The 23,235-nt window shown below is 66.8% G+C and carries 23 protein-coding genes and 2 tRNA genes; 14 read left to right on the top strand and 11 right to left on the bottom strand.

What is annotated here, in order from left to right; all coding sequences use genetic code 11:
• Positions 1-58: 58 nt before the first annotated feature.
• From tig to L0D17_RS05275, 4 genes are all read right to left on the bottom strand, one after another.
• On the bottom strand, positions 59-1,273 hold the full coding sequence (tig, locus tag L0D17_RS05290; RefSeq protein ID WP_243094259.1) for a trigger factor: 1,215 nt from the start codon (positions 1,271-1,273) through the stop codon (positions 59-61).
• A 37-nt stretch (positions 1,274-1,310) separates the two neighbouring features.
• Positions 1,311-1,395, bottom strand: a tRNA-Leu gene (locus L0D17_RS05285).
• 51 nt (positions 1,396-1,446) lie between these two features.
• A tRNA-His gene (locus L0D17_RS05280) sits at positions 1,447-1,523 on the bottom strand.
• Positions 1,524-1,551: 28 nt separating this feature from the next.
• Positions 1,552-1,836: a rhodanese-like domain-containing protein gene (locus tag L0D17_RS05275; protein ID WP_039457016.1), complete on the bottom strand. Its 285-nt coding sequence runs from the start codon at positions 1,834-1,836 to the stop codon at positions 1,552-1,554.
• A 137-nt stretch (positions 1,837-1,973) separates the two neighbouring features.
• On the opposite strand from L0D17_RS05275, the gene carB reads away from it, so the two are divergent.
• From carB to L0D17_RS05235, 8 genes are all read left to right on the top strand, one after another.
• Entirely contained in the window at positions 1,974-5,087 is a 3,114-nt protein-coding gene (gene carB / locus L0D17_RS05270; RefSeq protein ID WP_243094257.1) for a carbamoyl-phosphate synthase large subunit, read from the top strand.
• A gap of 6 nt (positions 5,088-5,093) precedes the next feature.
• On the top strand, positions 5,094-5,423 hold the full coding sequence (locus L0D17_RS05265) for a cyclic-di-AMP receptor (protein ID WP_039457010.1): 330 nt from the start codon (positions 5,094-5,096) through the stop codon (positions 5,421-5,423).
• Positions 5,420-6,280 carry a DsbA family protein gene (locus tag L0D17_RS05260; protein WP_243094255.1) on the top strand — a complete coding sequence of 287 codons (861 nt, stop codon included), beginning with the start codon at positions 5,420-5,422 and terminating at the stop codon, positions 6,278-6,280. Before L0D17_RS05265 ends, L0D17_RS05260 begins: the two co-directional genes overlap by 4 nt.
• A gap of 10 nt (positions 6,281-6,290) precedes the next feature.
• Positions 6,291-7,055, top strand: coding sequence for a tRNA (adenine-N1)-methyltransferase (locus L0D17_RS05255; protein ID WP_243094254.1), 765 nt, complete (start codon positions 6,291-6,293; stop codon positions 7,053-7,055).
• Entirely contained in the window at positions 7,040-8,596 is a 1,557-nt protein-coding gene (locus tag L0D17_RS05250; protein WP_243094252.1) for an Rqc2 family fibronectin-binding protein, read from the top strand. The genes L0D17_RS05255 and L0D17_RS05250 overlap by 16 nt, the downstream gene beginning before the upstream one ends.
• A gap of 853 nt (positions 8,597-9,449) precedes the next feature.
• Entirely contained in the window at positions 9,450-9,800 is a 351-nt protein-coding gene (gene panD / locus L0D17_RS05245; protein ID WP_243094297.1) for an aspartate 1-decarboxylase, read from the top strand.
• Positions 9,797-10,651 carry a menaquinone biosynthesis prenyltransferase MqnP gene (gene mqnP, locus L0D17_RS05240; protein WP_039456996.1) on the top strand — a complete coding sequence of 285 codons (855 nt, stop codon included), beginning with the start codon at positions 9,797-9,799 and terminating at the stop codon, positions 10,649-10,651. Before panD ends, mqnP begins: the two co-directional genes overlap by 4 nt.
• A 9-nt stretch (positions 10,652-10,660) precedes the next feature.
• Entirely contained in the window at positions 10,661-11,239 is a 579-nt protein-coding gene (locus tag L0D17_RS05235; RefSeq protein ID WP_243094249.1) for a TIGR01440 family protein, read from the top strand.
• On the opposite strand, the gene L0D17_RS05230 is transcribed toward L0D17_RS05235, so the two are convergent.
• Positions 11,214-12,272: a pyridoxal-phosphate-dependent aminotransferase family protein gene (locus tag L0D17_RS05230; RefSeq protein WP_039456990.1), complete on the bottom strand. Its 1,059-nt coding sequence runs from the start codon at positions 12,270-12,272 to the stop codon at positions 11,214-11,216. The genes L0D17_RS05235 and L0D17_RS05230 overlap by 26 nt on opposite strands.
• A 22-nt stretch (positions 12,273-12,294) precedes the next feature.
• Between L0D17_RS05230 and L0D17_RS05225 the strand changes: the two genes are divergently transcribed.
• Positions 12,295-13,146 (top strand): hypothetical protein, encoded by an 852-nt coding sequence (locus L0D17_RS05225; protein WP_243094296.1) that lies wholly within the window; start codon positions 12,295-12,297, stop codon positions 13,144-13,146.
• Here the strand turns inward: L0D17_RS05225 and mscL are convergent.
• Complete coding sequence (gene mscL / locus L0D17_RS05220; protein ID WP_243094248.1) at positions 13,100-13,474, bottom strand: large conductance mechanosensitive channel protein MscL; 375 nt, start codon at positions 13,472-13,474, stop codon at positions 13,100-13,102. The genes L0D17_RS05225 and mscL overlap by 47 nt on opposite strands.
• Positions 13,475-13,611: 137 nt before the next feature.
• Here mscL and L0D17_RS05215 point away from each other — a divergent pair, with 137 nt between their 5' ends.
• The 4 genes from L0D17_RS05215 to csaB are packed head-to-tail and all read left to right on the top strand — an operon-like array spanning position 13,612 to position 18,106.
• Complete coding sequence (locus L0D17_RS05215) at positions 13,612-14,742, top strand: ABC transporter ATP-binding protein (RefSeq protein ID WP_243094246.1); 1,131 nt, start codon at positions 13,612-13,614, stop codon at positions 14,740-14,742.
• 24 nt (positions 14,743-14,766) lie between these two features.
• A complete protein-coding gene (udk, locus tag L0D17_RS05210) occupies positions 14,767-15,432 on the top strand; it encodes a uridine kinase (protein ID WP_052155164.1) in 666 nt (221 codons plus the stop codon).
• Positions 15,429-17,129, top strand: coding sequence for a DUF5693 family protein (locus tag L0D17_RS05205; RefSeq protein WP_243094245.1), 1,701 nt, complete (start codon positions 15,429-15,431; stop codon positions 17,127-17,129). The genes udk and L0D17_RS05205 overlap by 4 nt, the downstream gene beginning before the upstream one ends.
• A complete protein-coding gene (csaB, locus tag L0D17_RS05200) occupies positions 17,114-18,106 on the top strand; it encodes a polysaccharide pyruvyl transferase CsaB (RefSeq protein ID WP_243094243.1) in 993 nt (330 codons plus the stop codon). The genes L0D17_RS05205 and csaB overlap by 16 nt, the downstream gene beginning before the upstream one ends.
• Here csaB and L0D17_RS05195 read toward each other — a convergent pair.
• From L0D17_RS05195 to miaA, 4 genes are read right to left on the bottom strand one after another with little or no spacing between them, the layout of a single operon-like run.
• On the bottom strand, positions 18,081-19,136 hold the full coding sequence (locus L0D17_RS05195) for a hypothetical protein (protein WP_039456972.1): 1,056 nt from the start codon (positions 19,134-19,136) through the stop codon (positions 18,081-18,083). The genes csaB and L0D17_RS05195 overlap by 26 nt on opposite strands.
• A gap of 1 nt (position 19,137) precedes the next feature.
• The gene (locus L0D17_RS05190) at positions 19,138-19,884 is read right to left on the bottom strand and encodes a 3'-5' exonuclease (RefSeq protein ID WP_243094241.1); all 747 of its coding nucleotides are present in this window, start codon (positions 19,882-19,884) and stop codon (positions 19,138-19,140) included.
• A 4-nt stretch (positions 19,885-19,888) separates the two neighbouring features.
• The gene (gene gatA, locus L0D17_RS05185) at positions 19,889-21,304 is read right to left on the bottom strand and encodes an Asp-tRNA(Asn)/Glu-tRNA(Gln) amidotransferase subunit GatA (RefSeq protein WP_243094238.1); all 1,416 of its coding nucleotides are present in this window, start codon (positions 21,302-21,304) and stop codon (positions 19,889-19,891) included.
• Between the two features lie 7 nt (positions 21,305-21,311).
• Entirely contained in the window at positions 21,312-22,220 is a 909-nt protein-coding gene (gene miaA, locus L0D17_RS05180) for a tRNA (adenosine(37)-N6)-dimethylallyltransferase MiaA (protein ID WP_243094237.1), read from the bottom strand.
• Between the two features lie 18 nt (positions 22,221-22,238).
• Between miaA and L0D17_RS05175 the strand changes: the two genes are divergently transcribed.
• Positions 22,239-22,646: an Hsp20/alpha crystallin family protein gene (locus L0D17_RS05175; RefSeq protein WP_039456962.1), complete on the top strand. Its 408-nt coding sequence runs from the start codon at positions 22,239-22,241 to the stop codon at positions 22,644-22,646.
• Here the strand turns inward: L0D17_RS05175 and L0D17_RS05170 are convergent.
• Complete coding sequence (locus tag L0D17_RS05170; protein ID WP_243094236.1) at positions 22,640-23,218, bottom strand: thymidine kinase; 579 nt, start codon at positions 23,216-23,218, stop codon at positions 22,640-22,642. The genes L0D17_RS05175 and L0D17_RS05170 overlap by 7 nt on opposite strands.
• Positions 23,219-23,235: the final 17 nt, after the last annotated feature.

Raw genomic sequence — 23,235 nt, 5'->3', positions numbered from 1 at the left:
GTTTTTCATTCTAAGGGGAAGCCCAGGGGGAAATCCCCCCCTGGGCCACCATGCCCCCTTAGGGGAGCTCCGCCAGGGCCTGGCGCACCGCCTTGTCCTGGAGGTGGGCCGCCCGCAACCGGGCAAGGCCCCGCTCCCCGAACTGCCGCCGGAGCTCTTGCAGGGAGAGGCCGTAGGAGCGGGCCACCGCCTGCAAGTAGGCCTGCCACTCCTCCTCGGATAGCTCGGGCTTTAGCTCCTCGGCCAGGCGCTCCTTGGCCAAGGAGCGGCGCACCCGTTTGAGGGCTTCCTGGCGCAACTCCTCCTTAAACTTCTCCAGCTCGCCCCGCTCCTCCAGGGCCTTGAGGTAGGCCTCGAGGCCAACCCCTTGCCGGTAGAGGTCCTCCGCCAGGTGCTCCAAAAGGTGGCGCTCCTCCGCCTCCAGCATGGAGGGGGGGATGTCCGCCTCCATCCCCTCGGCCAGCTTTTCCAAAAAGGCCCGCTCCCGGGCCTCCTGGTAGGCCGCCTCCGCCTGGCGCTTGAGGCTTTCCCGCACCTTGGCCTTGAGGTCTTCCAGGCTTTCCGCCTCGAGGGTCTTGGCAAACTCCTCGTCCAGCTCGGGAAGCTCCAGAGTCTTGACCTCCAAGACCTCGGTCTTCACCTCCCGCACCTTCTCGCCCCGCTCGTTCAGCACCGGCACCAGAACCACGTCCCCCGCCCGCTTGCCCAAAAGGGCCTCCCGCACGTGGGGCAGGGCCTTGGAAAGGTCAATGGGAAACTCCGCCCCCTCCTCCGTGCGCACGAAGACGTGGTCGCCTTCCTGGGCCTCCCGCTCCACGGGAACCAGCTCGGCGTAGCGCTGGCGGAGCTCCTCCAGGGCCCTTTCCACCATCTCCTCGGTCACCTCGGGAGAGGGCACCTCCAAGGTGAAGCTCCGCCAGTCGGGGAGCTTCACCTCTGGGTAGTTCTCCACCTCGGCCACGTAGCGGAAGCCCTCCCCCTCCTTGAGCTCCTCCTCCACCACCCGGGCAGCCACGGGGGTAAGGCCCAGCTCCCGCACCGCTTCGGGGTAGGTTTCCTCCACCAAGCGCTCCTTGAGGTCGGCCAGAAGCTCATCCCGCCCCAAGCGGGCCTCCACCACCTTCAAAGGGGCCTTTCCCGGGCGGAAGCCAGGGATCCGCACCCGCTTGGCCAGGTCCTTTAGGAGGGCCTGGTAGCTCTCCTCCACCCTCTTCGCCGGGACTTCCACCCGGACCTTCACCAGATAGCCGGAACGCTCCAGGATCTCCGCCACGCCACACCTCGCAGTTAGGGAAGGGGCCCCGCCCGGTTGGTGCGAGGAGCGGGACTTGAACCCGCACGGGTTGCCCCACCGGATCCTAAGTCCGGCGCGTCTACCGGTTCCGCCATCCTCGCATGGGGGCGAGGCCCCCCTTCAAAATACCACCCCTTGCGGGGTGGTGGTTTTGGGGTGAGCGATGGGACTTGAACCCACGACCCCCGGATCCACAGTCCGGTGCTCTAACCAGCTGAGCTACGCTCACCACGCTCAGCATCCGCCATTCTAAGGAGCTATCTCGCCTCCGTCAAGGCCTGAAGCCCGCCCTCCAGGCTCATGGCCTCGTAGCCTTCCGCCTCCAGGTAAAGGGCCGCCACCTGGCTCAAAAGCCCCTTCTCGCACACCAAGAGGAGGGGAACCTTAGGCAGGCCGTGCTCGCCCTTTTGAATCTTTTCCAAAGGGACCCACTCCGCCGGGAAGGGCAAGGGGGTGTTCCTCCGGTCGGCGGGGCGGACGTCCACCACCTTCACCCCTTGGGCCAAGAGGGCGGGAAGCTCCTCGGGGCGCACCTTGCGCATGGCCTGAGTATAGCCGGGGCCGGGGCCCGGGGCCCATGGCAACTCTATGCATATATACCCGGCTTTACCGCATAATCTTCGCAGATGGCCCTTGGATGTGCCCCGGGTATGTGGTAAGCTCTTTCACCGGGTACGCGATGCCGCCGAGAAGAGACCTTAAGAAGATCCTCATCATCGGTTCGGGACCCATCACCATCGGACAGGCCGCCGAGTTTGATTACTCCGGCACCCAAGCGGTGAAGGCGCTAAGGGGAGCGGGGTACGAGGCCATCTTGGTGAACTCCAACCCCGCCACCATCATGACCGACCCCGAGCTGGCCGAGCACACCTACGTGGAACCTCTAACCCTGGAGTCCTTGGAAAGGATCCTGGCCAGGGAGCGCCCCGACGCCCTCCTCCCCACCCTGGGGGGCCAGACCGCCCTCAACCTCTCTATGGCCCTTTACGAGGAAGGAATCCTGGAGCGCTACGGGGTGGAGCTCATCGGGGCCAAGGCGGAGGCCATCAAGAAGGGGGAGGACCGGGAAGAGTTCCAAAAGGCCATGCGGAGGATCGGCCTCGAGGTGCCCCGTGGCCTCATGGTGGGAAGCGTGGAGGAAGGGCTCCACTTCGCCCGGGAGGTTGGCTACCCCGTGGTGGTCCGCCCCTCCTTCACCCTGGGGGGCACAGGGGGCGGCATCGCCCGAAGCGAACAAGAGCTCGTGGAGGTCCTGGGACGGGGCCTCGCCCTCTCCCCGGTACACACCGCCTTGGTGGAGGAATCGGTCCTGGGATGGAAGGAGTTTGAGCTAGAGGTGATGCGGGACCACGCCGATACCGTGGTCATCATCACCAGCATTGAAAACGTGGACCCCATGGGGGTTCACACCGGGGACTCCATCACCGTGGCCCCGGCCCAGACCCTCTCCGACGCCGAGTACCAAAGGATGCGGGACGCCGCCAAGGCGGTGATCCGGGAAATCGGGGTGGACACGGGGGGGTCCAACATCCAGTTCGCCGTGGACCCCAAGACGGGCCGCCAGGTGGTGATTGAGATGAACCCCCGGGTCTCCCGCTCCAGCGCCCTCGCTTCCAAGGCCACGGGCTTCCCCATTGCCAAAATCGCCGCCCTTTTGGCGGTGGGCTACCGCCTGGACGAGCTTCCCAACGACATCACCCGCAAGACCCCCGCCTCCTTTGAGCCCACCATTGACTACGTGGTGGTGAAGATTCCCCGCTTCGCCTTTGAGAAGTTCAAGGACCTTCCCAACACCTTAGGGGAGCTCAAGGACGAGCTCACCACCCAGATGAAGTCCGTGGGCGAGGTGATGGCCATGGGCCGCACCTTCAAGGAGGCGCTTCTAAAGGCCCTCAGGGGGCTAGAGCGGGACGTGCGGGCCCTGGCTGGGGTGCGCACGGAGGACCTGGAGAAAAAGCTTTACCCCAACCCCGACCGCATCTACGCCGTGCTGGAGCTCCTCAGGCGGGGCATGCCCGTGGAGGAGCTTTACCAGGCCACCCGCATTGACCCTTGGTTCCTCCACCAGATGCGGGAGATCGCCGAGGCGGAGGCTTGGCTCAAGGACCACCCTCCCAAGGACCGGGAGGACTGGCGCTTTTACAAGGCCTTGGGCCTGCCTGACCGGCGCCTGGGCGAGCTTTTGGGCCGGGGGGAGAAGGAGGTGCGGGCCGAGCGCAAGGCCCTGGGGGTGGTCCCCGTCTACAAGACGGTGGACACCTGCGCCGCCGAGTTTGAGGCCTACACCCCCTACCACTACTCCACCTACGAGGAGGAGGACGAGGTCTGGCCCTCGGAGAAGCCCAAGGTGGTGATCCTGGGCTCGGGGCCCATCCGCATCGGGCAAGGGGTGGAGTTTGACTACGCCACGGTGCACGCCGTCTGGGCCTTGAAGGAGGCGGGGTACGAGACCATCATGGTTAACTCCAACCCCGAAACGGTCTCCACCGACTACGACACCGCCGACCGCCTCTACTTTGAGCCCCTGACCCTCGAGGACGTCCTCAACCTGGTGGAGCACGAAAAGCCCCTGGGGGTGATCGCCACCTTGGGGGGGCAGACGCCCCTGAAGTTGGCCAAGGGGCTAGAGGAGGCCGGGGTGAAGCTTCTTGGCACCCCCTACGCCGCCATCCACAAGGCGGAAGACCGCCAAGCCTTCCACGAACTCTGCCAGACCCTTGGCATCCCCCAGCCCGAAGGGAGGGTGGCGAAGGGCCCAGAGGAGGCCTTGCGGCTTGCCCGGGAGCTCGGCTTCCCCCTCCTCGCCCGGCCCAGCTACGTCCTGGGGGGGCGGGCCATGCGGGTCCTTCGGGACGAGGGGGAGCTTCTGCGCTATCTGGAAGAAGTCTACGCCCCCTTGGAGGAAAAGCCCTCCATCCTCCTGGACCGCTACCTGGATGGGGCCTTGGAGCTGGACGTGGACGCCCTTTCCGATGGGGAAGCGGTGATGATCGCCGGGGTGATGGAGCATGTGGAGCGGGCCGGGGTCCACTCCGGGGACTCCGCCACGGTCCTGCCCCCCGTGCACCTCTCCCCCACGGCCCTCGCCAAGGTGAAAGACTACACCCGCCGCCTGGCCCTGGCCCTGGGGGTGAAAGGGCTTTTGAACGTGCAGTACGCCGTGGTGGGGGAGGAGGTGTATATCCTCGAGGCCAACCCCCGGGCGAGCCGCACCGTGCCCTTTGTATCCAAGGCCATCGGCGTGCCCTTGGCCAAGCTCGCCGCCCTCATCGCCGTGGGGAAGACCCTGAAGGAGCTCGGGGTGAAGGACTTGGAGCCCGTGCCCCCCTACTACGCCGTGAAGGAGGTGGTGATCCCCTGGCTCAAGTTCCCCGGGGTTATCCCCGTCCTGGGCCCGGAGATGCGCTCCACGGGCGAAAGCATGGGGATAGACGAGGACCCCTACCTGGCCTACTACAAGGCGGAGCTCGGGGCTGGGCAAAAGCTTCCTTTGGAAGGCCGGGTGCGCTTCATCGGGGAAGGGCTTCGCCCCGAGGAGCGAGACCGCCTGGAGGCGCTCAAGCGGGCGTACCGGGAGGTGGGGTTTAGCGTGAGCGAGGAGGACTACCACCTCCTCATCAGCCCCGTGCCCCACCCCGAGCTCCGGCGGGCGGTGGAGAAGGGCCTCCCCTTCATCACCACCCTGGAAGGGGCTTGGTGGAGCCTGAAGGCCATCCTGAAGGCGCGGGAAAAGGAACTAGGGGTGAGGAGCCTCCAGGAGTGGCACGCCCGGCTCAAGGCGGGTGTACAATAGGCGCCAATGAAGCTCATCATCGCCATCGTGCAGGACACGGACGCCCCCGGCCTCACCAAGGCCCTCTTGGAGCGGGGCCTCCAGTCCACCAAGCTGGCCTCCACGGGAGGCTTCCTGCGGGAAGGGAACACCACGCTGCTCATCGGGGTGGAAGACGAGCGGGTGGCGGAGGTTCTTGACCTGGTGCGGGAGAAGTGCCGCACCCGCACCCGCCTGGTGACCCGGGGCCTTCCCCTCTCCGAGGCCCCTGACCCCTTCCTGGCCCAACCCGTGGAGGTGCAGGTGGGGGGCGCCGTGGTCTTCGTCCTGCCGGTGGAAGGTTTCTTCAAGGTATGAGGGGGCTCGTTTCCCTGGCCTTGGCCTTGGGCCTGGCCATGGCCCAGATCGCCCGGCCCGCGGAGGGCTTCTCCCAAACCTTAGGCGCCCCGCCCCCTGGGGGCAAGGTGGCGGTGGAGACGAAAAACGGCCGCCTCCTGGCCGCAAGCTACGAGGGCCCGGAGGACCCCGCCTTCGTGGGTCGGCTTCTGGAAAAGGCCACGGGCCTCCCCTTCTCCCTCCCCTTCCAGAACTGGTACCGGCAAAACGCCCCGCTCCTTAGGGGGCGCGCCCTCACCCTGACCCTGGAAGACGCCTTTTGGCTGGAGCTCTCCTTCGCCGAGCCCTTCCGCGCCCGGGTGGCCCCGAGGGCGGTGGAGGAGGCCGCCTTAGGCCCTGAACGCCATCTCCTGGGGACTGCCGGGCCCATCCTGCGGGTGTTCTCCGACTTTCAATGCCCCTTCTGCCAGCGCCTGGCCAGGGAAGTCCTTCCTGAGCTCAAGGCCCAGGCCCTAAGGGGCGCCCTGCGGGTGAGCTACCGCCACTTCCCCTTGAAGGAAATCCACCCCGAGGCCCTGCCCGCGGCCATCGCCAGCGAGTGCGCCGCAAAGCAAGGGGCCTTTTGGCCCTACCACGACCGCCTCATGACGGGGCGGCTTGGGAACTACCGGGCCCTGGCCCGGGAACTGGGCCTAAAGGAGGAAGCCTTCGCCCGGTGCCTGGAAGACCCGGCGGTGAAAGGGCTCGTGGAGGGGGAAAGAACCCTCGCCCTCCGCCTGGGCCTTCGGGGCACCCCCACCGCCTTCGCCGGCCCCTACTGGGTCCCCAACCCCTTTGACCTACCGCGGGTACTGGACTACCTGGAACTCGCCCGCTAAAGTGGGCGGGGTGGAAGGCGAGCTCTTTCTCCTCAAAGACAGCAAAGGCCGCGCCTTCCTGGTGCGCCTCAAGGCGGGCGGGGTCTTCCACCACCACAAAGGAAGCGTCCCCCACGAGGCCATCCTCCAGGCGGGCCCCGGAGGCACGGTGCGGACCCACCTGGGCGAGCCCCTTTCCGTCCACCGCCCCACCCTGGAGGAGTACGTCCTCCACATGAAGCGGAGCGCCACCCCCACCTACCCCAAGGACGCCAGCGCCATGGTAACCCTCCTGGACCTGGCCCCGGGGATGCGGGTCCTCGAGGCGGGCACGGGCTCGGGGGGGCTCACCCTCTTCCTGGCCCGGGCGGTGGGGAAGGAGGGCCTGGTGGAAAGCTACGAGAAGCGGCCCCACCACCTGAAGCAAGCGGAGGAGAACGTGAAGGCCTTCTGGCAGGTGGAAAACGTGCGCTTCCACGCCCAGGGCCTGGAGGAGGCGGAGCTTCCCCAGGGGGGCTTCCACGGCGTGGCGCTGGACCTCATGGAGCCCTGGAAGGTGCTGGGCAAGGCGGCGGAGGCCCTGATGCCGGACCGCTTCCTGGTGGCCTACCTCCCCAACATCACCCAGGTCCTGGAGACGGTGCGGGCGGCGGAGGGGCTACCCCTTCGGCTGGAGAGGGTCTTGGAGGTGGGCTGGCGGGAGTGGGAGGTGCGGCTTCCCGTGGCCCACCCCCGCTTCCAGCAGGTGGGGCACACGGCGTTTTTGGTGGTCTTTCGCAAATGGAAGGCCTCCTGATCCACGCCCTTTTGCGGGAGCTTCAGGGGGAGCTTCCCGCCCTCCACCTCGGCCTCGCCTTCCCCAACGAGGGCACCTTGGCCGTGCTCCTCAAGGGAAGGACGGGGCGGATCTTCAACCTGGTCCTCCACTACCGACCGCCCAACCCAAGCCTGGTCCTGGAGGAGGGGACCATCCTGGGGGAGCCCAAAACCCCTTTCCAGCGGCAACTCGCCGCCCGGGTCAAGGGGGCTTTAACGCGGGCGGAGCAGCTCAAACTGGACCGGGTGGTCTTCCTCCACTTCGCCGGGGAAAAGGGCTTCGTGGACACGCCCCCTTCCATCCTGGTCCTCGAGGCCACGGGGCGGAACGCCAACCTCCTTCTCCTGGACGAGGGGGGAACCATCCTAGGGGTGGACCGGGTCATCACCAAGGAGGTGAACCGCTACCGGGAGCTCCGCCCCGGCCTCCCGTACACCCCCCCGCCCCCCTACGCCAAGCTGGACCCGAGGACATTAACGGAGGAAGACCTAAGGGTGCTTTTGGGAAAGCCCCTCAAGGAGGTGGTGCGCCACGTGGACGGGGTGGGGCTGGAGCTCATGCGGGAGCTGGCCCGCCGGGCCGGGCTCACGCCGGAAAGCCCCTTGGGGGAGGAGGAGCTCAAGGCCCTGCACCGGGCCCTAAAGAGCCTGGCGGAAGACCCCACCTTGCGCACGGAGCTTTCCGAGGAGCTCCGCCTCAAGTGGCAGGAGGAGGAGAAGGAGGCCCTGAGGAAGCCCCTCCTCGAGGCCCTGGCGCGGGAGGCCAGGACGCTTCGGGCCCGGCTCGCCGACTACCACAAGGCCCTGGAGCGGCTGGAGGAGACAGAGGCCCTCAGGCAAAAGGCCGACCTCCTCCTGGCCCGGCTCAAGGAGGTGCCCAAGGGGGCAAGCGGGGTGATGCTGGAGGGCTTTGACGGCAAGCCCGTGGAGGTCCCCTTAGACCCCGCCCTTTCCCCTCAGGAAAACGCCAAGAGGCTGTACGAGCGGGCCAGACGGCTTGAGGAGCTGGCGGAGCGCGCCCTGAACCTCATCCCCAAGACGGAGGCCAAGCTAAAGACCCTCGAGGCGGAGATGGCCCGGGTGAAGGCGGCGGACCTCCAAACCCTCCTCGCCCTCTCCCAAAGGCCCAAGGAGGGCAAAGGGCCCCGGCTTGGCCTCCGCTACACCTCGCCGTCGGGCTTCCCCGTCCTGGTGGGGCGGAACGCCAAGGAAAACGATCTCCTCACCCGCCTCGCCCACTCGGAGGACCTCTGGTTCCACGCCCAGGGCGTGCCGGGAAGCCACGTGATCCTGAAGGCCGAGGGCAAAAACCCGCCCCTGGAAGACCTCCTCTTCGCCGCCCAGCTCGCCGCCTACCACTCCAAGGCCCGGGGGGAGCGGCAGGTGCCCGTGGATTACACCCGCAAGAAGCACGTGTGGCGGCCCAGGAAGGCGGCCCCCGGCCAAGTCCTCTACACCCAGGCCAAGACCCTCTTTGTGGAAGGTACGCTCCCGGCGGGCGCCCAAGGGGAGGAAGCGTAGGCACCCCATCCAGGCCCCACAAGCCCCCCTGCCCTATCCACCCCGGTGAGCGGAACGTGGATCAAAGCTCTGCTTCGGGACGCGTATGCCCTTTGCTTCCAGTTCTGTTAGCCATTTCCGACTCTGATAGTTACTTTCGCAGCTCGTCTAGATTTCGGTGCAAAGGCACGTTTGACACTTTCTCATAGTGAAGCGAGCTCCGCAAGGTTTTTCTGTCGCAAGTATATACTGAGTACATCGTTGCGCTCATCTGCTATAATGGCCTTGTCCGAGGGTCGGACAGGGGATCTTGAAAGCCAGTTTTGCCCTTGAGGAAGGCGAATATGCGCTTTCACCTTCTCATCGCCCCTTCCGCAAGTAAGTTTTCATCGGGCTAAACCCCCAAAAACGGCCTTTATACGGCTTATGCATATTCCAAACTTCATCTTTCTCACAAACCCCCCCTCTAAGAGCGATGTCCAGGACGGGATTATGAGAGGGGTACGGTTGCACGAGATGCTTCCCCGTAAGGGGATTGATAACTGGCCTCGTAGAGGCCATCAAGGTAGCCCAGGTCCTGGGGTTGCACGAGATGCTTCCCCGTAAGGGGATTGATAACAGCAAATCCCCAACCAAGCAAAGCCTCGGGTACATACTGTTGCACGAGATGCTTCCCCGTAAGGGGATTGATACTTCTGGGAAGGCTGAGGAAGGAAACGGTTGTCCACGAAGTTGCACGAGATGCTTCCCCGTAAGGGGATTGATACAGTCTTCCCCCCAAGCGGCGAGAGAAGGAAGGTGGCCCCTTGAGGCCTCCTCCGGGCATTGTCCGGCACCGGGTTCTCCCCTAAACTTAGACCCCGTGAAGAGGGTGATGTTCCACGCCAAGATCCACCGGGCCACCGTGACCCAAGCCGACCTTCACTACGTGGGCTCGGTGACCGTGGACCAAGACCTCCTGGACGCCGCCGGCATCCTGCCCTACGAGCAGGTGGACATTTACGACATCACCAACGGGGCCCGGCTCACCACCTACGCCCTTCCCGGCCCCCGGGGCTCGGGGGTGGTGCAGATTAATGGGGCGGCAGCCCACCTGATCAAGCCGGGGGATTTGGTGATTCTGGTGGCCTATGGCGTCTTTGACGAGGAGAAGGCCAAGGCGCTCAAGCCCACCGTGGTCCTGGTGGACGAGAAAAACCGCATCCTGGAGGTCCGCAAAGGGTGAGCCGCCTCAAGCTCTACCTGGAACTGGTGCGCTTTGAGCACACCCTTTTCGCCCTTCCCTTCGCCTACGCCGGGATGTTCCTGGCGGCGGGCGGCTGGCCCGGATGGGGCACTTTTTCCCTCGTCACCCTGGCCATGGTGGGCGCGAGGACCATGGCCATGGCCCTAAACCGGCTCATTGACTGGCGCATAGACGCCCTGAACCCCCGCACGCAAAACCGCCACCTGCCCAGGGGCCTGGTGAAGCCTTGGGAAACCCTCTTTTTGGCCCTTTTGGGCCTTTCGCTTCTGGTCCACGCCGGGCTTTCGCTAAACCCCCTCACCGCCAGGCTCCTCCCGGTGGCGGTCTTTTTCCTCACCTTTTATAGCTACACCAAGCGCTTCACCTGGCTCTGCCACTACGTTCTGGGCCTCACCATCGGGGCGGCCGCCGCCGGGGGGTGGATCGCCGTCACGGGAAGCTTCGCCCCCACCGCCTACTGGCTTTGGGCGGGGGTGGGGCTCTGGATCGCCGGCTTCGACATCCTCTACGCCACCCAGGACTACGCCTTTGACCGGGCCTTTGGCGTAAAGAGCATCCCGGCCCGCTTCGGCATCCCCAAGGCCCTCGCCATCGCCCGCCTTACCCACCTCCTGGCCTGGCTCGCCTTCTTCCTGGCCGGCCTGAGCTACGGGGCGGGGCCCCTTTACTTCCTTGGGCTTTTCCTCGTGGGCGGGCTTCTCCTTTGGGAACACCGCCTGGTTTCCCCGGAGGACCTCTCCAAGGTGGAGGTTGCCTTTTTCCAGGCCAACGTGGGGGTGAGCCTGGGAATGTTCCTCTTCATCCTCTTGGACCTGGCCTTCGTGAGATAGGCTTAGGGCATGGAGGGCCTAAAGCGGCAGGCGGAGGCCGCCATCCGGGAGTTCTTGGAGCTTTTCCCCATGCCCCGGGGAAGCCTCTTCGTCCTGGGGGGCTCCACCAGCGAGGTCCTGGGGGAAAAGGTGGGCACAAGGCCGAGCCTGGGCGTGGCCGAGGCCATCTTGGAGGGGCTTTTGCCCCCTCTCCTGGAGCGGGGGGTGCACGTGGCCGTCCAGGGGTGCGAGCACCTGAACCGGGCCCTGGTGGTGGAAAGGGAGACGGCCCGGGCGTATGGCCTCGAGGAGGTCACGGTCTTCCCCCACCCCAAGGCCGGGGGCGCCCTGGCCACGGTGGCCTTCCTCCGCTACCAGGACCCGGTGGTGGTGGAGTCCCTAAAGGCCCAAGCCCACGGGGGAATGGACATCGGCGGGGTCCTCATCGGCATGCACCTGAGGCCCGTGGCCGTGCCCCTGCGCCTTTCCGTGCGCAAGCTGGGGGAAGCGGTCCTCCTCGCCGCCAAAACCCGGCCCAAGCTCATCGGGGGGGCACGGGCGGTCTACACCCGGGAGGAGATGCTCAGGAAGCTGGAAGAATATCGTTAAGGGCCTCCCTGAACAAGGCCGCCACCCCCAGGGCCTCGTAGCGGTCGTAGGCGCCCATGAGGGAAAGGCGGAAGATCTTGCCCTTCAAGGGCCCCTGCCCCCCGGCGATCACCGCTCCCCGCTTGGCGAAGGCTTCCTTCACCGCCCCGTAGGGCACCCCCTCGGGCAGGTAGAAGGCGGCCACGGCGGGGCTTCGCACCTCGGGGACCGCCTCTAGCCCAAGCTCCTCCCCCACCCGGTAAAGGAGCTCGTTCTGCCAGGCTTTGAGGGCGAGGTGGGCCTCCAGGTTTGGCAAAGTGGCCTCCAACACCGCCCCCACCGCCCCCACCAGGTTGATGGCGGGGGTCCAGGCGCTCTCCCCTTCCCGTTGCGCCCTCAGTTCCCGCGCCAAGTCCAGATAGTAGCCCCGGGGCTTTAGGCGCTCCAAGGCCCTTGGGGAAAGGGCAACAAAACCGAGGCCCGGGGGGCACATGAGGCCCTTTTGGCTCCCCGAGGCGGCGGCGTCCACCCCGTGGGCCTCCAGGGCCACCTCCCGCACGAGGAGGCTCGTCACCATGTCCGCCCCCACCAGGCCCTCGGGGTTTTCCGCCTTGAAGGCCCGGGCCAGGGCGGGAAGGTCCACCAGGGCGCCGGTGGAGGTCTCCGAGTGGACCAAAAGGAGCCCCTCAAAGCCCCTCCGGGCCACGTCCTCAGGCCGGGGCACCCGCCCATAGGGAAGGTCCAGGCGCTCCGCCTGAAGCCCCGCCGCCTGGGCGATCTCGTAAAAGCGCTCGGAGAACTTGCCGTAGACGGGTACCAAAACCCGCTCCCCGGGGGCGAAGAGGTTTTGCACCAGGGCCTCCATGGCCAGGGTGCCGCTCCCCGTGAGGATGAGGACCTCCCCTGCCGTGCCGAAGGCATTTTGCAAAAGGGTGCGCGCCTTCAGAAAAAGGGCCCGGGCGGGCTCGGTGCGGTGGTGAAGCTGGGGCCGGGAAAGGGCCTCCAGGGCCTTGGGGTGAAGCCGTACAGGACCTGGGGTCAGGAGCCACTCCATGGGAAAAGTGTATCGTAGACCCGTGGACCTGGCCCTCCGCTTCCGCGCCCCCGCCTCGGGCGAATACCTGTTACCCCTACCCCAAGACCTGCCTGGGCAGGCGGTGGAAGACCTCTTCCTTTCCCGCAAACCCCAGGAGCTGTACGAAGCCCGGGGGAACCTCCTAGCCCGCTTCGCCCTCGAGGAAGGGGAAGCCCTCGAGGCCCGCTTCCGCCTAAAGGCCCACCCCTTACGGGAAAGCCCCCCGTGGGGCAAGGCCCTCCTCAAGGAACCCCCGGAGGCCTGGCCCGGAATTTTAGCCCACCGGGGGCACAAGGTGGAAAGGGCCTTGGGCTTTTTGCTTTCGGGAAAGCTCCACACCTGGTTTTTGGTGGACGGCCTTCCCCTAGACCCCCACCTCTTCCAAGCCCTCCAGGAAAACCCCGCCCACCTCCTGCCCCTGGGGGTGGCTCCCGACCCAAAGGCCTACCTGGGGGGGCACGAGGGGCGGCGCCTCCTTCTCCTCAAGGCCCCCTGGCCGGGGGAGGAGGAACCCTTATGGCAAGAACTGCGCGCTTTGCGGCCCGATCCGCTACCGCCCCTACGGGCCTTGGCCTTCGCCTCTTTGGGCCTCTCCGCCTTGGGCCTCGCCACGGGGCCTTGGCCCTACCTTCCCTATTTGGGGCTTCTCGCCCTCCGACAAGGCCCGGCCTTGAAAGCGGTCTTTCTAAGGAGCCCCCGCCACGCCCTAGAAAGCCTCCTCTTCCACGCCTTCGCCCTCTCGGTGACCCTAGCCCCGGCCCCCGGGCTTGGCCTGACCTACCTCGCCCTCTTCCTGTGGAACCGGCTTAAGCCTTCTTCCGCAACTCCTCCAGAATCTCCCGAAGGAGCCTGACCTCCTCCGGGGGCTCGGGCGGGGCCGCCGGCGCCTCTTCTTTCTTCATGCGCCTTTGCACCTCCTGCATAGGCACCACCACCAGGAAGTAAATGGCCGCCGCCACCACCACGAAGTTCAAGAGGGCGTTGATAAACTTGCCCAAGGCAACAGGTCCAAGCTTCACCGCCGAGAAGTCGGGCGCGCCCCCCAGGGCCCCAATCAAGGGGGTGAGGACGTCCGCCACCAGGGAGTTCACCACCTGGTTAAAGGCGCCGCCAACAACCACCGCCACCGCCAGATCCACCACGTTGCCCCGCATGAGAAAGTTCTTGAACCCCTGCAACATAATCCCCTCCTAAAAGACCAGGGGTTATTGCCTGGCCCCTTTATACTAACGCGAGCACCTGTGAAAATCCTGTTAAAATGGGCCCGACCCCCGATGGGCCCAAAGGTGGCTCAAAGCGCGGGGCCAAGGAGGTTTGCATGGCTAAGGTCAGGCTGGAGCACGTGTGGAAGCGCTTCGGCAAGGTGGTGGCCGTCAAGGACTTCAACCTGGAAACCGAGGACGGGGAGTTCGTGGTCTTCGTGGGGCCCTCGGGCTGCGGCAAGACCACCACGCTGCGCATGATTGCCGGCCTCGAGGAGGTCTCTGAGGGGAAGATCTTCATCGGGGACCGCCTGGTCAACGACGTCCCCCCCAAGGACCGGGACATCGCCATGGTCTTCCAGAACTACGCCCTTTACCCCCACATGAACGTCTACGAGAACATGGCCTTCGGGCTGCGCCTGCGCCGCTACCCCAAGGACGAGATTGACCGCAGGGTGAAGGAGGCGGCCCGCATCCTGAAGATTGAACACCTCCTCAACCGCAAACCCCGGGAGCTCTCCGGCGGGCAGCGCCAGCGGGTGGCCATGGGCAGGGCCATCGTGCGGGAGCCCAAGGTCTTCCTCATGGACGAGCCCCTTTCCAACCTGGACGCCAAGCTAAGGGTGGAGATGCGGGCCGAGATCGCCAAACTGCAAAGGCGGCTTGGGGTCACCACCATTTACGTGACCCACGACCAGGTGGAGGCCATGACCCTGGGCCACCGCATCGTGGTGATGAAGGACGGGGAGATCCAACAGGTGGATACCCCCCTTAACCTCTACGATTTCCCCGCCAACCGCTTCGTGGCCGGGTTCATCGGTAGTCCCTCCATGAACTTCATCCGCGCCCGGGTGGAGGCCCAGGGGGACAAGGTCTACCTCTTCGCCCCAGGCTTCCGCATCCGGGTGAACCCCGTCCTGGCCCAGGCCCTTCGCCCCTACACCGGGAAGGAGGTCTGGATGGGCATCCGCCCCGAACACCTGGGGCTTAAGGGCTACACGGTGATCCCGGAGGAGGAAAACGTCATCCGGGGCGAGGTGGAGGTGGCCGAGCCCTTGGGGGCGGAAACGGAAATCCACGTGAGCGTGGACGGCACCGTGCTGGTGGCCAAGGTGGACGGCCACGCCCCGGTGAAGCCCGGGGACAAGGTGGAGCTTCTGGCGGACACCTCCCGCCTCCACGCCTTTGACGTGGAAACCGACCAGACCATCGGCCACGCCCAGGAGAAGGCGGCGGTGACCCGCTAGGGGCAAGGTTTGGGGCGGGGAGGGATGCCTCCCCGCCTTTATGATGGAGGGGTGGTAGGTTCGCCCAAGCCCTTTGTTATAGGGATCGCCGGAGGCACCGCAAGCGGCAAGACCACCCTGGCCCGGGCCCTGGTGGAAGCGCTGGGTGAGCGGGTGGCCCTCTTACCCATGGACCACTACTACAAGGACCTCTCCCACTTCTCCTTCCCCGAGCGCCTGGCCGTCAACTACGACCACCCCGAGGCCTTTGACCTCCCCCTTTACCTGGCCCACGCCCAGGCCCTCCTGGCGGGAAGCGGGGTGGAGATGCCCACCTACGACTTCAAGGCCTACACTCGTGGGGCCAAGACGGAGTGGGTTTCCCCCGCCCCGGTGGTGATCTTGGAAGGCATTCTGGTCCTGCACTTTCCCGAGCTGCGGGCCCTCATGGACCTTAAGGTCTTCGTGGATGCCGACGCCGATGAGCGCTTCATCCGCCGCCTGGAGCGGGACGTGCGGGAAAGGGGGCGGAGCTTGGAAAGCGTGGTGGAGCAGTACCTGAGCAAGGTGAAGCCCATGCACCTAGCCTTCGTGGAGCCCAGCAAGCGCCATGCGGACGTGATCCTGACCGGGGGCGGCCAGAACCCGGTGGCCCTGGAGATGCTCAAGGCCAAGGCCCTTTCCCGCCTGGCGCAGATGGAGGCGGCGTGAGGGCCTTCCTCAACCTCGCCCTTCTCCTCGCCCTCGTCCCTTCCCTCCTCGCCCTCTCGCCTCGGCTTAAGGCGGAACGGCCGGGCCCCGTGGTCCTGGTGGTGGACGCCGAGTCGGTGCGGGAAGAAGCCCGGGTGCGGGGAAAAAGCCTTTTAGAAGTGCTCCAAGACTATCGGGCCCAAGGGGTCATGGGGGTAGCCTTTCCCGAGCACTTCCTCAAGGACTGGGTGGACCTAGGGGTTTTGCGCTACCGCCCGGGGAGCGAGCTCCGGGAAGCGGGGCTTCCCGCCCGAAAAGGCTGGTACTACGTGAAGGGGGAAGCCTGGCTCCTGGCCCTTTTGGAAAAGGCCTACGCGCTTCCCACCCACCGCCTGGGGGACTGGCTCGGCTTTCCCCTGGACGTGCAGGCCTTTCCCGCCTTCTACCCCCTGGAGGAGATGCAAGAGGCCAAGGAGGCGGGGTTTTACGTGGTGGCGCGGCCCATCAACCACCGCCTGCGCCGGCTTGACCCCGCCCTTCCCGTGGTGCCCAAAGAGGCGGACGCCGTGGTCTTTGCGGGCCTCGAGGCCCTCGGCCACCCCTACCGCCTGGAGGAGGCCAAGGCCTTGGTGCACGCCCCGGTGGCCCTCATTGAAGGCACGCCGCAGCCAGGCCTCCAGGCCTTCCGGGAAAAGGGGATCCTTAGGCTCTTTAGCCTCCGCTACGAGTGGCAGCTCACCTTAAGCCCCAAAGAGGCGGCGGACAAGTACGTCCTGGCCGCCCGGGAGCGGGGGCACCAGCTCCTTTACCTGAGGCCTTACCCCTACCCCGAGGACACCCAGGTCTTCTTGGGCCGCATCCAAGAGGGGCTCAAGGCAAGCGGCATCGCCTTGGGAACACCCCGCCCCCGGGACTTCGCCCTAAGCCCCTTGCGCCACGCCGCTTGGGTGGGGGTCTTGGCGGGGCTTGGGCTTTTGGCCTTGGGCCTGCCCGTGTACGGACCCCTGGTAGCCTTTGCCCTCCTCCTTTTGGCCTTGGGCTACGCCGGGAGCCAGGCCGGGGCCCTCCTGGCCGCCTTGGTCTTCCCGGTCCTGGGGTTTTTAGGCCCGAGGAACGGGCTTTGGATGTGGCTCCGCACCCTGGGCTACGCCCTGGCGGGAGCGGTCTTCCTCTCCGCCTTGGGCTCCACCCCGGCCACGGTGCTGGGCCTCACCCCCTTCAAGGGGGTTTCCCTCACCCTCCTGGTGCCCCCCCTCCTCGTGGCCTATAGCTTCCTAGAAAAAGACTTCAAGCAAGCCCTCACCCGGCTTTTCCAGCACCCCTTGCGCCTAGGGGAGGTAGCCCTAGCGGGGTTGGCCCTTCTCCTCCTCGCCCTCGCCCTCCTCCGCCGGGGGAACGATGCTCCTGTGGTCCCGGAGCTGGAGCTAAAACTCCGTAGCCTCCTTCAGGACATCATGGTCCGGCCCCGGTTCAAGGAGGTCTTCGGCCACGCCCTTTTCCCCTTGGCCCTCTTCCTCCCCTGGCCCCGCTGGGTGCAAAACGGCCTCCTCTTCCTGGCCGCCTTGGGCGTGGCCTCCATCCTCAACACCTTCAGCCATTTCCACACGCCCCTTCCCATCTCCTTCTTCCGGGTGGTGAACGGGGCCATCTTGGGCCTCTTTTTGGGGCTCCTTGGGGTTATCCTGGTAAGGAGGCTAAGGGCATGGTGGTTGGGGTAGCGGGCTACTATGGCTTTCGGAACACGGGGGACGAGGCCATCCTCGAGGCTACCATCCGGGAGCTCCGGGCGCGGGGGCACTCGGTGGTGGCCCTCTCCGGGGACCCGAGGCGCACCCGGGAGGAGCACGGCATCCGCGCCTACCACCGCCTAAACCCCCTGGCCCTCCTCCAGGCGGACCTTTGGCTTTTGGGGGGCGGGGGGCTCTTGCAGGACGCCACCAGCGCCCTCAGCCTCCTCTACTACCTCTCGGTGCTGCGCCTGGCCCGGGCGTTTCGCAAGAAGGTGGTGGTCTTCAACCAGTCCCTAGGGCCCCTTTCCCGTTGGGGGGAAGAACGGGTGCGCCTGGCCCTGAGGGGCGTCCCCCTCATCGTCCGCGACCAGGACTCCTACGCCTACGCCAAGGGGCTCGGCCTGGACCCTCTTCTCGGGGCCGACCCCGCCCTCCTCCTCACCCCACCCCCGGTGAAGCGGGAAGAGGATTTGGTCTTGGTTATCCCCCGCGCCGGGGTGGAGCCCGAGGCGCTAAAGAACCTCTACATCACCGCCAACAACCTGGTGCACGAGGGCAAGCAGGTGATCGTCCTCCTCCTCCAGCCCGGCTACGACGACGAGGTGGCGAACGTCTTCTACCTGCACCGGATTGAAAAGACCGCGGACCCCCGCCGCCTCCTTTACCTGGCGGCCCAGGCGGGGTACGTGATCTCCATGCGCCTGCACGGCCTCATCCTGGCGGCGGCGGCGGGAACCCCCTTCGCCGGGGTGGCCTACGACCCCAAGGTGGCCGCCTTCGCCAAGGAAACGGGGGCCTACTACCAAGACCTCCCCGGGGACCCCACCACGCTTTTCAAGGCGGCCCTCTACGGCCGCGGCCCGGACTGGGAAAAGGTGGCGGCCTTGAAGGAGCGGGCCAGGCAGAGCTTTGACCTGGCCCTAGGGGAAGCCGCCTTGGTCAAGCGCCCTCACGGACGCGGTTAAGCCTCCCCTTGAGCCCCTGGGCGAAGGCTTCTAGGTCGCTTAGGGCCTCCTCAACCTCCTGCCGCAGGAGGAACTCCCCTGGGGAAAGGCGCTTGAGCACCAGGAAGGGGGGTTGGGCCAGAAGCTCCACACCCTTGCGCACCACCTCGGGGATGAGCCCCTCCTCCAGGGCCTCGGCCTCCAACTCGGAAAGCAAAAACACCTCCCCCAAGGGCTTCTTGGCCAGGAGAAGGAGCAAGGCGGCAAAGGCCCCCCGCTCCGCCAGCTCCGCCACCAGTCGGTCCTCCAGGGCCTCCACCGCCTCGAGGTCCACCCGGCCCGCCTTCAAGAGATCCTCCAAATCCAAAGCGGAGAGGGGAAAACGTCCCTTCAAGCGCACCAAACGGCTCACCGCCTCCGGGGAAAGGTAGCCGAAGCCTGGGGGCACCGCCTCCCTTTGGGATTCCGGGGCCAGGTAAACGGCATAACTCCCCTCCTGGCGGTAGGGCTTAAGAAGACCGGGCTCCCCCTCCCCCAAGCGCAAAAGGGCAAGGACCACCTGCCTCCGGCCCAAGGGCGCCTTGTAGACCCAAGGAAGCCCCCCCTCCAGCACGAAGCCGAGGCGCCGCAGGTCCTCGGTGACGCCCGGGGCCTCCAGCGCCTTGGGCTCGTGGGGGAAAAGCACCTCCTTGGGGTAAGGGGTGACGCGCACCCGGCGCTTTTCCGGCTTGGCCTCCTCCTGGTTTTCCCGGCGCTCGGGGCGGGGTTCGGGGGGCCGCGCCTGCCCTCGAGGCGCCGCCTTGAGCTCCACCTCCTCCCCCCGGAAGTGGAGGAGGATGGCCTCGTTCACCGCCAGGCGCCTTTTGGCGTAATAGGGGCCAAGGCCCCTGACCACCCCCGACTTCCAGTCCACCTCCACCTCGTACACTTCCCCGTCCTCGTCCACAAAGCGCACCCGCTCCCGGCCCAGAAGCCGCTGGCGGAGGGAAACGGTGAGGGTCATGGTCCCGGTTTGAATACATGTGCTGGTGAGGACATACCGTGCGGTCATATCACCTCCCAAGGTCCACGAGCGGACGGGGGCTCCCTGAAGTGAGCATATAATACACCTCATGGACCACGGCAAGGGTGCGTTCCACGTCGGCCAAGGCCCGGTGCGCTTCCCGCCTGGGAAGCTCCAACACCTCCGAAAGGGCGTCTAGGCCGTAGCGCTTTAGACCCCGGAAGGCCCTTCGGGCCAGGCGCACGGAGTCCACCACGGGGTTTTCCAACCGGTAGCCCATGCCCTCCAGGGCCGGGCGCAGGAAGGAGAGGTCAAAAGGGGCGTTCTGAATGACCAAGGTGGCCCCGGAAAGAAGGGGATAGGCCCGTTCCAAGACCGCCTCCAGGGGAGGGGCGTCCTCCAGCATCTCCCCCCGGATGCCCGTGAGGCGCTCTATAAACGGGCTTGGCGGCCGGGTGGGCCGCACCAAGCTTTGGAAGGGGATGCGCTTTTCCCCTTCCAGGCGCACCAGGGCCACCTCAATGATCTCGTTCAAGCCGGGGGCCAGGCCCGTGGTTTCCAGGTCCAGGACCACCACCGCCTCCCCCGGGTGGGGAAAGGGGTAGTGCCACTCCCATAGGCCCACCTCCTCCCCCACCACGAAGCGCCCGTCCAAGAGGGGGCGCACCACCCGCTCCACCGGCCCCTTGAGGCCCAAGGCCTCCCCCAGGTGGGGTAAGGGCAGGGGCTCGCCCCAAGCCCGCAGGGTGCGGGCCAGGCGGGTGGCCAAGCGGTAGCGCAGGAAGGCTTCCTCCATGGGGCTAGAGGGCCTCCCCCATCGGGGTCTTCAGGAAAGCCCGGTCCGTGGCCTCCTCAAAGGCCAAGGCCGCCCGAAGGAGGCGCTCATCCTCCCCCCAAGGGGCAAGGAGCTGAAGCCCCACGGGAAGCCCCCCCTCAAACCCCGCGGGGAAGGAAAGGGCGGGCAGGCCCGCCAGGCTCGCCCCCACGGTGTAGAGGTCCTCCCGGTACATGGCCAAGGGGTCGGGCCGCCCCCCCAGGGGAAAGGCGGGATGGGGGGTGGTGGGGAGGAGGAGGAGGTCCACCTCCTGGAAAAGGTCCTTGGCCTCCGCCTTGAGCCGCTGGCGGAAAGCCTGGGCCCGGCCGTAGTAGGCCTCGTAGTAGCCGCTGGTGAGGACGAAGGTGCCCACCAGAACGCGGCGCTTGACCTCGAGGCCAAACCGGGCCCGGGTGGCCTCCACCACGGGCCAAAGCTCCTCCCCCTCCGCTCGGTAGCCATAGAGGGTCCCGTCGTAGCGGGCCAGGTTGGAGCTGGCCTCCGCCGGGGCCAGGATGTAGTAGGCGTTGAGGGCGAGGGGCAAGGAGGGCCAAGAAACCTCTTGGATGCGAAACCCCAGCTCCCGGAATACCCCTAGGGTCTCCGCCAAGGCCCACTCCACCCCCGGGCTGTTGCCGGCCATACCCTCCCGCACCACCCCCAGGCGCAAGGGGGGAAGGGCTTCCGCCAAGGCCGCCTGGAAGCGGGGGGGGAGGTCCAGGCTGGTGGCGTCCCGGGGATCGGGCCCCGCCATGGCGTCCATGAGGAGGGCCAGGTCCCGCACGGAGCGGGCCATGGGGCCGATCTGGTCCAGGCTGGAGGCGTAGGCGATGAGGCCGTAGCGGCTCACCCGGCCGTAGGTGGGCTTGAGGCCATAGACGCCGCAAAAGGCCGCGGGCTGGCGCACGCTTCCCCCCGTGTCCGAGCCCAGGGCCACGGGGGCCAGGTCCGCCGCCACCGCGGCGGCGCTTCCCCCGCTGGAGCCCCCAGGGACCCGGCCAGGGTCAAAGGGGTTTTTGCTGGGGAAAAAGGCGGAGTGCTCCGTGGAGGAGCCCATGCCGAACTCGTCCATGTTGGTCTTGCCCACCACCAAGGCCCCTAGCGCCTTAAGCCGGGCCACCGCCGTGGCGTCGTAGGGGGGGACGAAGTTCTCCAGAAGGCGGCTTCCCGCCGTGGTGCGCAGGCCCTGGGCGGCGATGTTGTCCTTCACCGCCACCAAGACCCCCGCCAAGGGAAGCTTGGGGTCTAGCCTTTCCGCCTCTTCCCGAAGCCCTTCGTTCAGGGTGAGGAAAGCGCCAAGCCCCGGGTCAAGTCGCTGGACCCGTTCCCAGTACGCCTGGACCACCTCTTTGGGGGCAAGCTCCCCTCGGGCCACCCGGGCGCGGATCTCGTGGGCCAACATGCCCCCACTATAGCCCGAAGTGGAGGCGAAGCCAGTCGCGAAAGCCGGGGTAAGCCTCCTCCCCGCCCCGGGGCAGGTAGGTAACGTCCCCCGGCTCGTGGCGGAACCAGGTGTACTGCCGCTTGGCGTAAGCCTTCACCGCCTGGATGTCCCGCATTAGCGCCTCCTCCAAGGTGTACTCCCCCTTCAGGTAGCCCACCACCTCCTTGTAGCCAATGGCCTGAAGGGCGGTGGGCATGGTGGGGTGGCGGGCGAGGAGGGACCGCACCTCCTCCACAAGCCCCCGGGCGAACTGGGAGCGGGCCCGCTCCTCCAGCCTCGGCCAAAGCCAGGCCCGCTCGGGCCAGAGCACGAGTTTCTTGTAGCGGAAGCGGGCCGGGCGTTTGGGGAAACGGACGGGGGGCGCGCCGGTGCGGCGCAGGACCTCGAGGGCCCGCACGAGCCGTCTGGGGTTTTTCCCCACCCGCAGGGCATCGGATGGGCTGGCCTGGGCAAGCTCCGCCGCCAGCGCCGCAAACCCCTTGGCCTCCAGCTCCTGCCAAAGCTGGGCCTGAAGCTCAGGGTCCGGCGGGGGGAGGTCGTAAAGACCCTCGGAAAGGGCCCGGATGTAATAGCCGGTCCCCCCCACCACCAGGGGCAGGCGGCCCCGGGCAAGAACGCCCCCTATGGCCTCCTCCGCCAACTCCAGGAAGCGGGCCACGCTCATGGCCTCGGAAGGCTCCAACACGTCCACCACGTGGTGGGGTACCCTTTGCCGCTCCCTTGGGCTCGGCTTGTCCGTGCCGATGTCCAAACCCCGGTAGACCATGGTGGCGTCGGCGGACACCACCTCCACCGGTAGCTCCTCCCCCAAACGCAGGACGAGGAGGGTCTTCCCGCTTCCCGTGGGACCCGCCAGCACCGGCACCGCTTCCACATCCCTTATGCTAAGGGCATGCTGGAGCGCCTGGACCGCCTGGAAACCCTGCGCAAGCTAAAGGAACTGCAGGAGCGCATCGCCGAGCTGGCCTACCAGCTCACAGGGGAGGAGCCCGCCGCCTGGGTCCCCCGGGTGGACCTCCTGGAGGATGAAGCGCACTACGTGCTCCTGGTGGACCTACCCGGGGTCCGCCCCGAGGACCTGGAACTTTTGGAGGAAGGAAGCCGCATCACCCTAGCCGGGGTGCGCCACCCCCTTCCCGGCACCTACCTCCTGGAGGAAAGGCCCATGGGCACCTTCCGCCGCACCCTAGACCTCCCCGGCCCCATTGAAGAGGGCACCGCCCAGGCGAGCCTCCGCCAAGGGGTGCTGGAGGTGCGCTTCCGGAAAAAGAAGGGCGCCCCCTTGCCCCTAGCTCAGTAGACCACCTGGTGGCAGGCGCGGCAACGGGGCTCGTAGCGCTCCATGGCCCCCACCAGGATCACGGGGTCCGTGTAGCGGGCGGGCTTCCCGTCCACCAGGCGCTGGGTCCTGGTGGCGGGAGCCCCGCAGCGGGGGCAGATGGCGGTGAGCTTCTCCACGAACTCCGCCCGGGCCAAGAGCTCGGGCATGATGCCAAAAGGCTCCCCCCGGAAGTCCAGGTCCAGCCCCGCGGCGATGACCCTCACCCCCGCTTGGGCCAACCTCTCCGCCAGGTCCAAGAAGCCGCGGTCCAGGAACTGCACCTCGTCCACCGCCACCACCTGGGGCAGGGGCGCAAGATGGGCTTCCATCTCCGCCGCCCGCTCCACGGGGATGGCCTCCACCCTCTCCCCATCGTGGCTCACCACGTGGCTTGCGTGGTAGCGGTTGTCCAACCGGGGCTTGAACACCAAAACCTTTTGCCGGGCGATGAGGGCCCGCCGCACCCGCCGGATGAGCTCCTCGCTCTTGCCGGAGAACATGGGCCCAGCGATGACCTCAATCCAGCCTTGTCGGTGGAGTACCGGGGGCATGGCTTCCTCCAGGGGGC

This window comes from Thermus thalpophilus (assembly GCF_022760915.1).
GTDB lineage: Bacteria > Deinococcota > Deinococci > Deinococcales > Thermaceae > Thermus > Thermus thalpophilus.
Note: the sequence above shows the minus strand (reverse complement) of the source record. Positions and strands in the feature narration are given on the sequence as shown.